A 10,330-nucleotide genomic window follows, 5' to 3' on the forward strand; every position below is an offset into this window, starting at 1 on the left:
TCCTTCGTTTTTATCATACATAAAAGTTGGCCATTAACAGAAGAGAGGTAATTTCGAATGTGTAAGCAAAGTCATCAACGTAACGGAAGTTATATGGACAACTTTCGGTATCAATTTTAAGGTGGATAAAAATTATTTCTTGATTTTTTTAAATTTTGTATTGAAAAAAATATATACAATGGTACAATGAAGTTAAAAGTTATACGTACAATATAAAACGGTATTAGGATAAAACATACTATTTGTAAGGTCAAATTGTTTTCAGATCCTTATAAAAAGGATTTGAAATAAACAAAGGGGGAGAGGTGGTTAGTTTTAAAAGCGTTTTCAACGATAGTAGCAACATGGCGTAAACAGTAGTTGACCCGCGCTTGAAATCAGGGGGGAGGTAAACCGATGAAAAAGTGGTCTTTATTGCTACTAGTCTTATTTATGGCTGTATCAACGTTTTTAGCTGGTTGTTCAGGTGACTCAAGCAATTCTGGTCAATCGAGCAAAGGCGCAAATGGTGCCACTAAACTGACATTATGGACATTTGGAGAGCAACATGCAAAGTTTTTCGAGTTTATGGCTGATGAGTGGAATAAAACACACCCTGACAAAAAGATTCAGCTAGAAACTACCACTTATCCGTATGATGACATGCATAACAAACTGCTTTTATCTTTGCAATCCGGAGTAGGAGCGCCGGACATTGTAGATATTGAGATTTCTCGTTTCTCCAACTATTTAAAAGGAAAACCGCAGTTAGTAGAGTTAAATGACATTATAGACCCCGTAAAAGACAAAGCTATTCAATCAAGATTCGATATCTACTCTAAAGATGGAAAGTACTATGGAATTGATTTTCACGTCGGTGCGACCGTCATTTACTATAATAAAGAATTATTGGATAAAGCAGGGGTAAACCCTGACGAAATCGTTACATGGGATGATTTTAGAGAGGCAGGTAAGAAGGTAGTTAGCGCTACAGGAAAGCCGATGATGACAATTGAAACAGACGGTCCATGGACTTACTGGCCCCTAGTTGTACAACAAGGATCTGATTTTTACGATAAGGACGGAAAGGTAATTTTAGATAACGATATCAACATAAAAACATTAACATTTTTGAAACAACTGTTAGATGAAAAAATTGCTATAGCTGCTCCGGGTGGGAACCATCATGCAGAAGAATATTATGGGTTTATGAATAAAGGCGGGGCTGCATCTGTTGTGATGCCGATGTGGTACATGGTGCGGTTTACCGACTACATGCCAGATTTAAAAGGGAAAATAATCATTAAACCGATGCCAAAATGGACGGCAGATGGAAAGCGGTCAGCAGGCATGGGCGGCACTGGAACCGCTATCACTAACCAATGTAAGAATGTAGAGCTGGCGAAGGAGTTTTTAGCGTTTGCTAAATTATCTAAGGAAGCTAACATCCAAATTTGGAAACAACTTGGATTTGATCCGATTCGTTGGGATGTTTGGAGTGATCCTGCGCTGAAAGAGCCGAATAAATATACAGAATACTTTGGTGATTATATTTTCGATGTTCTTATGAGTGTGAAAGACGAAATCAATTCGCCGACAGTGACTGAAAACACTCCAAAAATGAATGAGTTAGTGGTCCAAACGGTTTTGTACAAGGTTTTAAAAGAAAAGAGCATGTCCCCAGAGCAAGCTCTGAAAAAAGTGGCAGATGAAATGAGAAAACAATAAACAGGAGTGGCTTGAATGATAGAGGGGAGATTTGATTGATGCCGTGGCACGACGTCTCCCCTCACCACTCTATGTTTTTTGGCTCGGGGATGATACAACGATTAAATCAGGAGGGGTATCGCGGTGGAAAATAAACCAGGCTGCTCAATGCAAACAGTACCCCGGAAACGAACAGGAAACGGGATTATTTTTTCTCAAAAGGCTGCTCCGTATATTTTTGTATCACCGTTTATCCTGTCCTTTTTACTATTTTTCCTTTATCCTTCCATTTCGACGATCATAATGAGTTTTCAAGAAGTATTACCTGGAGAAACAAAATTTATTGGGGTAGAAAATTACAAAAAATTACTCAATCCGCATTTTTATGCAGCCTTGCGTAATACAACAATTTACACTATTTGGACACTAATTATTCTGATCCCGCTTCCTTTAGTGCTAGCGGTCATCTTGAATTCTAAGGCTATACCGGGACGTAATTTTTTTCGCTCTGCCTATTTTATACCGGCTTTAACTTCTACCATCGTAGTTGGTGTAGTGTTCCGCTTAATCTTCGGGGAGTTGGAATCAGCTCCTGCGAATACGCTCTTGAAATGGCTAGGGCTGCCAGCCCAGCAGTGGACAATGCATTGGGGAACGGGAATGTTTTTAATGGTATTTTTAGCGTCTTGGAAGTGGCTAGGGGTGAATATTTTGTATTTTCTCTCGGGGTTGCAAAATATCCCGAAGGAACTTTATGAGTCGGCAGAAATGGACGGAGCTGGGGCATTTAGGAAGTTTTTTTATATTACACTTCCACTTTTAAAGCCAGTGGTAATTTATGTGTTAACGATTAGTATTTTTGGCGGTTTTAGAATGTACGAGGAGAGTTTTGTGTTTTGGCAAAATCAGTCTCCTGGTGATATTGGACTTACTTTAGTAGGTTATATTTACCAAGAAGGCTTTATGAACAATGATATGGGATTCGGTTCTGCTGTCGGGATTGTGCTGCTAATCATCGTATTTGTTATTAATATTATTCAGTTGAAGGTTACCGGAGCCTTCAGGAAGGAGGGATAGAGAATGACAGAGACAGCAAAAATTCACCCAGTTGCAAAGGCGGTAGTCGTATTAATGTTGTCGCTTTTTGCTGTTGTCGCACTCTTCCCGTTTTTTGCGTTATTACTGGCATCCTTTAAGCCGTCTACGGAGCTGCTTAGATATGGGTTAAATTTAAAATTACAGGCACATTTGTTGTCATTCAAGAACTACATTTACCTCTTCCAAGAAGGGGCAAAATATCTGACTTGGTATAAAAATAGTTTGATTATTACTGCTGTCGGAACTGTGTTATCTTTACTATTTTCCTCTATGGTTGGGTATGCGTTGGCAGTATACAATTTCAAGGGCAGAAATGTAATTTTTATTCTTGTTTTGACTGTCATGATGATTCCGACTGAAATTTTGATGTTACCTTTATACAAGTTGATGGTGTCCTTCAAAATGATTAACACATACTGGGGAGTTATTGTTCCTACCATGGTAGCCCCTATCGCTATTTTCTTTTTTAGACAATACGCGTTAGGTTTGCCAAAGGAATTGCTTGATGCAGCTAGAATAGATGGGTGTTCGGAATTTAGAATTTTTTTCAGCATTATGGTTCCGTTGATGAAGCCCGCGTTTGGAGCGATGGCTATTTTACAGGCAATGGGTTACTGGAATAGCTTTCTATGGCCAACAATTATTCTGCGAACGGAGGATATGTTCACCTTGCCAATCGGTTTATCTGGGTTGTTAACTCCTTATGGCAATAACTATGATATTTTAATTGCGGGATCTCTGTTAACGATTCTTCCGATTATTGTATTATTCATGTTCTTCCAACGTTACTTTATTTCTGGTTTAACGGTTGGAGGAGTGAAAGGGTAATCGACTATAGAAGGGGGTTGAGTGATATGAGTATGAAAAAAGCAACCATGATCATCGAAAAAGACTTCAAAATCGCCGAAATCGACAAACGCATCTATGGCTCGTTTATCGAACATCTCGGCCGCGCGGTATACGGAGGGATTTATGAGCCCGGCCATCCGCAAGCCGACGAAAATGGGTTCCGGCAAGATGTCATCGAGCTGGTCAAAGAACTGCAAGTGCCCATTATCCGTTATCCGGGCGGGAATTTTGTGTCCGGTTACAACTGGGAGGACGGAGTCGGGCCAAAAGAAAAGCGGCCACGGCGGCTTGACTTGGCGTGGAGATCGGTGGAAACGAATGAAATCGGACTCAATGAATTTATGGACTGGGCCAATATGGTCGGGGCTGAAGTGAATATGGCTGTCAACTTAGGGACGCGCGGCATTGATGCGGCACGCAACTTAGTCGAATACTGCAACCACCCATCGGGCTCGTATTACAGCGATTTGCGTATTTCCCACGGCTATAAAGAGCCCCATAAAATTAAAACGTGGTGCTTAGGCAATGAAATGGATGGCCCGTGGCAAATCGGCCATAAGACGGCGGTTGAGTACGGACGAATCGCTTGTGAAGCGGCCAAAGTGATGAAGTGGGTCGACCCGACGATTGAACTTGTTGTGTGTGGAAGCTCAAACCGAAATATGCCAACGTTTGCGGAATGGGAAGCGACGGTTCTTGACCATACGTATGACCATGTCGACTATATTTCTCTCCATCAATACTATGGAAACCGGGACAATGATACGGCCAATTATTTGGCGTTGTCGCTGGAAATGGATGATTTTATCCGTTCGGTTGTCGCCATCGCCGATTATGTGAAGGCGAAAAAACGAAGCAAAAAAACGATCCACCTTTCGTTTGACGAATGGAATGTATGGTACCACTCGAATGAGGCAGATAAGTTAATTGAACCATGGACCGTCGCGCCGCCTCTGTTGGAGGATATTTATAACTTTGAAGATGCGCTTCTTGTCGGCTGCATGCTTATTACGCTCATGAAACATGCCGATCGGGTGAAAATTGCCTGCTTGGCTCAATTAGTGAATGTCATTGCACCGATCATGACGGAAAAGAACGGTCCGGCATGGAAGCAAACGATTTACTATCCGTTTATGCATGCTTCTGTTTATGGCAGAGGGGTGGCGCTGCACCCAGTCATTTCAAGTCCGAAATACGACAGCAAAGACTTTACGGACGTGCCGTACTTAGAGGCGATCGCGGTGTACAATGAAGAAAAAGAAGAAGTAACGATTTTCGCCGTCAACCGTGATATGGACGATTCGTTACTGCTTGAGTGCGATGTCCGCAATTTTGAGGATTATCGCGTTATTGAACATATCGTATTGGAACATGAAAACGTGAAACAAACGAATTCCGCGCAATCTTCCCCGGTGGTTCCGCACCGCAACGGCGATGCTCAGCTGTCCGCTGGAAAAGTGTCGGCGACGCTGCCGAAGTTATCGTGGAACGTTATTCGTTTAGGAAAACGATAAGGAAATGAAGGCTGGTCTGATGGCCAGCCTCTCCCTTTGCAAACGGAAAGGAGAGACGAAACGTGGGGCGTAAAGTCCGTTTTGGTATTATGAGTACAGCGGCCATTGCCAAATACGTGATGATTCCCGCCATTCGCCGGACGGATCACGCCGAAGTCGTGGCGATCGTCAGTGAAAGCAGGAAAGCCAGCGAAGCAGCGCGGGAGCTCGGCATTCCGAAGGCATATGACCACTACGGACAGCTGCTTGATGACCCGGACATCGACGCGGTGTACATTCCGCTTCCGAACAGCTTGCACGCGGAATGGACGATCAAAGCGGCAAAGAAGAAAAAACATGTGCTTTGTGAAAAACCGGCTGCCTTATGTGAAGAGGACGTCCGGCGCATGATCGAGGCGTGCGAGGAAAACGGTGTTTTATTCATGGAAGCGTTTATGTACCAGTTTCATCCGCAGCATGAACGGGTCAAACAGCTTCTGGCTGCCGGTGAGATAGGTGACATCAAGTACATGCGTACTCATTTCTCTTTTTATCTGCAAGACCGGGCAACGAATATCCGCATGAACCCTGAGCTTGGCGGAGGAAGCTTGTTCGATGTCGGCTGCTATTGTGTGCACTCGGCGCGACACATCCTTGACGTCGAACCAATTGAACTATTCGTTCAATCCCATTTTGATCCGCACCGTTCGGTCGATTTAACGACGAATGGTTGGATGAGGATGGAAAATGGTATTCTTGCGCAGTTCACATGCAGTTTTGATATGTTTCCACAAAATAAATATGAAGTGGTTGGCACGAAGGGAAAAATCGTTGTCTCGCGGGCGTACCGTCCGGATGTCGATGGCGGTGAGGGACGGATTACGATCGTAACAGCTGATGGAAGCGAGCGCGAGGAAACAGTGTCAGGCGATCAATACGCGCTGCAAATCGAGCACTTTTCACGCGCCGTTCTCGAAGGAACGCCGCTGTTGTATTCCCCGGAGTGCATGATCCAACAAGCACGGACGCTTGATGCTTGCCGCACATCGATGAAAACGGGAGCGATCGTGCGGTTATAAAGGAAGGAGAATCGAGATGAACATTACATACGAAAAGTGGTCCGAATGGAATGGAAACGACGTGTTCTTATTCACCTTGACAAACGACCGCGGCATGGGACTGTCGGCGACAAACTACGGATGCATCGTGACGGACATCCGCGTTCCCGACCGGAACGGCAAGATCGAAAATGTCGTGCTCGGGTTTGGACGATTTGAACCGTATTTGACCAACGCCCCTTACTTTGGCGCGGTGATCGGCCGGGTGGCGGGGCGCATTCGCGGGGCGAGCTTTGAGCTTGAGGGCGTCACGTACCGGTTGGCGAAAAACGAACACAACAACCACTTGCACGGCGGACCGAACGGATTCCATCGTGTGCTGTGGCAGGCCGAGCCCGTTCAACGCGACGATGCGGTGGGGGTCGTCTTTTCGTACACGAGTCCGGACGGGGAGGAAGGGTACCCGGGAACGGTTCATGTTCAAGTGAAATATTGGCTGAACAATGACAACGAATGGATCGTCACACACCGGGCTCGTTCGGACAAAACGACGCTCGTCAATTTAACGAACCATACGTATTTCAACCTAAGCGGCAACGGCAAGCGCGATATATTGGATCACACGCTGACAATCCAAAGCTCGCGTGTGCTCGAGTTGAATGAGGAGCTGATTCCGACGGGCCGCGTCTTGGATGTCGCTGGCACGCCGTTTGACTTGCGGCAAGGAAAGACGATCCGGGAGGCGGTCGAATTGGGGCATCCGCAAATTGAACTCGTCGGCGGGGGCTATGACCATCCGTTTTGGCTTGATCGGCATCATGACAAGGAAATTGTTCTTTCCGACCAAGAGAGCGGACGAACGTTGACGGTGGAGACGGACGAAGTCGGCGTGGTCGTGTACACATCGAACCAGCTGCCGGAAGGAATGGATTTAGGCGGCGTGCCGTCGCGGAAATATCTCGGTGTTTGCCTCGAAACGCAAGGGCTGCCGGATGCGATTCATCATCCGCAGTTTCCGTCGATCATATTGCCAGCTGACAAGGAGCGAGTATCAACGACGGTCTATCGGTTTGGCGGGCGGACATCATAGGCGGATGGGAGGGGGATGGCTCTTGATAGAGGAAATTGAAGGGGTGTTGATTGATCTTGATGGGACGATATGGAAGGGAAATGAACTCATTTCGCATGCAGATAAGGCGGTTGCCTACCTCCGTTCGCTTGGAAAACGAATCGTGTTCGTCAGCAACCGCGGCAATTGGTCGCGGCGCATGTGCCATGAACGGCTTGGACGGTTTGGAATTGCGGCGGAGGAGGAAGACATTATTTTATCCTCGACGGTAACAGCCCAATTTTTGCGGAAACATTATCCGCTATGCCAAGTTTGGACGTTAGGCGACGAAGGATTGCGTGAGGAGCTGCGGCATCACCAGGTGCCGTTGGCGCCAGCTCCGGAAGACGCGGATTTTCTCATCATCACGCTGCATGAAACGATGACGTACCGCGATTTGGATTTGGCATTTCGTGCGGTCCATCATGGAGCGCGAATGATCGCGACCAACATCGATAAAACGTTTCCGAGTGAACATGGGAATGCCATTGATGTCGCCGGGATGGTAGGAGCGATTGAAGCGGCGGCGAGCCGAAAAGTGGAACTTGTGTTAGGGAAGCCTTCTTGTTTTATGGTCGAAGCGGCTTTGCGCCAGCTGAAGGTGCCCCCTAACCGCTGTCTCGTCATTGGTGACAGCGTGGAATCCGATATTCGCATGGGGAGAATGTACGGCATGAAAACCGCTCTTGTGCTGACGGGAAATACGAAGCGCAACGAATTGAAGGCATTGAGGGAAAAAGAACGGCCGGATTATGTGATGGATTCCATTTATGACATCGTGGGGCTTGGAAAGGAGATCGTGCAGTGAGCCCAATAACAGAAGAGATCGTGCCATTGGTGAAGCAATGCGATTGTGGCCATCTTCATTATGATATTCCAATTGAACAGATGACGGTGGGATGCGACGCGTTTGAGCAGCTCGTTGCTTATTTGCGCCATAAGCGATATGAGAAGGTGGCCGTGGTGGCCGATGATCGGACGTTTGCGGCAGCAGGGAAGTCATTGTGTGATGAACTGGAAAACCAATCAATCCGCTATACAATATGCCTCGTGCAACCGGACGAAAATGGAGATGTCATTGCCGATGAGCGCTCGATTGTGCAAGTGCTGTTGGAAACGCCGAACGATGTTGATGTTTTCGTTGCCGTAGGGGCGGGGACGATTCACGACATTACTCGTTTTAGCAGTCATAAAATGAAGGTTCCGTTTATTTCGGTTCCTACTGCTCCATCGGTGGACGGATTTACGTCAATGGGAGCTCCGCTCATCATTCGTGGGGTGAAAAAAACCATTCAAGCACAGGCGCCGGTCGCTGTATTTGCTCATACAGGTGTGTTGTCCCAAGCTCCAAAAGAGATGATCGCCGCTGGATTTGGCGATATGGTGGCGAAGTATACGTCATTGGTCGACTGGCAGTTTGCCCACTGGATGGCCGATGAGCCCTATTGTCCATTTGTTCACCAGCTTACCGAACAATCTCTCAAAGCATGTGTCGACCATATTGATGACATTGCCGATGGCGGTGAACAAGGGATTCGTGTATTAATGAATGCGCTGCTGCAGTCGGGCATTGCGATGTTGCTCATGGGGCAATCGTACTCGGCATCGGGGGCGGAACATCATCTGTCCCACTACTGGGAAATGGAATTTTTGCGTCGGAACAAACGGCAAGTGCTGCACGGGGCGAAGGTTGGCGTAGCGACTCCGATGATCATTGAACACTATCAACGCGTCTTTTGGCCGTTATGGAACAAACTAGAAGAACGACCGAAATCAATAGACGAAACTGCAAGGAAACGACTCAAAGCCAATGCGGCTTCTATTCAGAAACTGCTTGAATCCTTGCCCTCTCCAGGGCGCGTTCGAACTATGTTAGAGAAAGTAGGAGGGGCCGCTCTCCCGGAACAACTCGGCATCGATCTTCCGTTGGTTGAACGGAGTCTGCGGGAGGCTCATCGATTGCGTCCGAACCGCTTTACGATTCTCTACTTTTTAAATGAATGGGTTTTAGGAACATGATAGGGGGAATCAAAGTGGAAAAAGCTACAATAAGGGCAAATGTCAAGGATCGGTTTTGGAAACGATATATCGATGTCGTCCGGAACGAAGTCGTTCCTTACCAGTGGGAAGCGCTTAATGACCGCATTCCTGATGCTGAACCAAGCCATGCAATCGAAAATTTCCGCATCGCCGCTGGCGAATCAGATGGAGAATTTTACGGGATGGTCTTTCAAGACAGTGATGTGGCGAAATGGCTCGAAGCGGTGGCGTATTTACTCGAGGAAAAGCGCGACTCGGAATTGGAAGCACTCGCGGATGACGTGATTGAGCTGCTTGGCCGCGCTCAGCAGCCGGACGGCTATCTCAACACGTATTATACGGTCAAGGAGCCTGGAAAACGATGGACAAACTTACGGGACAATCATGAACTGTATTGCGCCGGCCATTTGATCGAAGCGGCAGTTGCTTATTTCCAGGCTACAGGCAAACGGCGCTTTTTAGACATTATGTGCAAATATGCCGACTATATCGGTACGGTATTCGGCCGCGGGGAAGGCCAAATTCCTGGATACGACGGACATCAGGAAATTGAGTTGGCGCTGTTGAAATTGTATGAGGCGACTGGAAACGAGAACTATTTAAAACTGAGCCAATATTTTATTGATCAGCGCGGGCAGCAACCTCATTACTTTGATCAGGAAAAAGAAGCAAGAGGGGAAACGAAGCCATTTTGGTATGACGGCGGGTATCGTTACCATCAGGCGCACATTCCGGTCAGGGAACAAAAACAAGCTGTTGGGCATGCGGTGCGGGCGCTCTATATGTATACCGCCATGGCTGGACTGGCGGCGAAAACGGGAGACGAATCGTTGAAACAAGCATGCCAAACGTTATGGGAAAACGTGACGAAACGGCAAATGTATATCACGGGCGGCGTCGGCTCGAGCGCTTTTGGCGAATCGTTTACGTTTGATTTTGATTTGCCGAATGATACGGTCTATGCCGAGACGTGCGCGTCAATTGCGTTAGTGTTTTGG

General features: G+C 46.8%; 9 protein-coding genes. All 9 read left to right on the top strand.

Annotated features, from left to right (window positions below):
- The first annotated feature begins 396 nt into the window (after positions 1-396).
- Positions 397-1,707, top strand: a complete 1,311-nt coding sequence (locus tag T260_RS131195; RefSeq protein ID WP_020279027.1) for an ABC transporter substrate-binding protein — start codon at positions 397-399, stop codon at positions 1,705-1,707.
- Between the two features lie 147 nt (positions 1,708-1,854).
- Complete coding sequence (locus T260_RS131190; protein WP_031212609.1) at positions 1,855-2,763, top strand: carbohydrate ABC transporter permease; 909 nt, start codon at positions 1,855-1,857, stop codon at positions 2,761-2,763.
- 3 nt (positions 2,764-2,766) lie between these two features.
- Positions 2,767-3,612 (top strand): carbohydrate ABC transporter permease, encoded by an 846-nt coding sequence (locus T260_RS131185; RefSeq protein WP_020279025.1) that lies wholly within the window; start codon positions 2,767-2,769, stop codon positions 3,610-3,612.
- A 26-nt stretch (positions 3,613-3,638) separates the two neighbouring features.
- Positions 3,639-5,147, top strand: a complete 1,509-nt coding sequence (arfA, locus tag T260_RS131180) for an arabinosylfuranosidase ArfA (RefSeq protein ID WP_023633860.1) — start codon at positions 3,639-3,641, stop codon at positions 5,145-5,147.
- 62 nt (positions 5,148-5,209) lie between these two features.
- On the top strand, positions 5,210-6,205 hold the full coding sequence (locus T260_RS131175) for a Gfo/Idh/MocA family protein (protein WP_023633861.1): 996 nt from the start codon (positions 5,210-5,212) through the stop codon (positions 6,203-6,205).
- Between the two features lie 16 nt (positions 6,206-6,221).
- Positions 6,222-7,274, top strand: a complete 1,053-nt coding sequence (locus T260_RS131170; protein ID WP_023633862.1) for an aldose epimerase family protein — start codon at positions 6,222-6,224, stop codon at positions 7,272-7,274.
- A gap of 4 nt (positions 7,275-7,278) precedes the next feature.
- Complete coding sequence (locus T260_RS131165; RefSeq protein ID WP_050582929.1) at positions 7,279-8,100, top strand: HAD-IIA family hydrolase; 822 nt, start codon at positions 7,279-7,281, stop codon at positions 8,098-8,100.
- Entirely contained in the window at positions 8,097-9,311 is a 1,215-nt protein-coding gene (locus T260_RS131160) for a sn-glycerol-1-phosphate dehydrogenase (protein WP_023633864.1), read from the top strand. The genes T260_RS131165 and T260_RS131160 overlap by 4 nt, the downstream gene beginning before the upstream one ends.
- Positions 9,308-10,330, top strand: a 1,023-nt coding sequence (locus tag T260_RS131155) for a glycoside hydrolase family 127 protein (protein ID WP_173400013.1), incomplete at its 3' end; no start/stop codon positions are given. The genes T260_RS131160 and T260_RS131155, both read left to right, overlap by 4 nt.

Source organism: Geobacillus thermopakistaniensis, assembly GCF_000498995.1.
Taxonomy (GTDB): Bacteria; Bacillota; Bacilli; order Bacillales; family Anoxybacillaceae; genus Geobacillus; species Geobacillus thermoleovorans.

Bases quoted from the DNA above. Each gene is read 5' to 3' on its own strand.
- T260_RS131185 (WP_020279025.1), top strand. From the start codon at position 2,767: ATGACAGAGACAGCAAAAATTCACCCAGTTGCAAAGGCGGTAGTCGTA.
- T260_RS131195 (WP_020279027.1), top strand. From the start codon at position 397: ATGAAAAAGTGGTCTTTATTGCTACTAGTCTTATTTATGGCTGTATCA.
- T260_RS131170 (WP_023633862.1), top strand. From the start codon at position 6,222: ATGAACATTACATACGAAAAGTGGTCCGAATGGAATGGAAACGACGTG.
- T260_RS131190 (WP_031212609.1), top strand. From the start codon at position 1,855: ATGCAAACAGTACCCCGGAAACGAACAGGAAACGGGATTATTTTTTCT.
- arfA (WP_023633860.1), top strand. From the start codon at position 3,639: ATGAGTATGAAAAAAGCAACCATGATCATCGAAAAAGACTTCAAAATC.
- T260_RS131165 (WP_050582929.1), top strand. From the start codon at position 7,279: ATGGGAGGGGGATGGCTCTTGATAGAGGAAATTGAAGGGGTGTTGATT.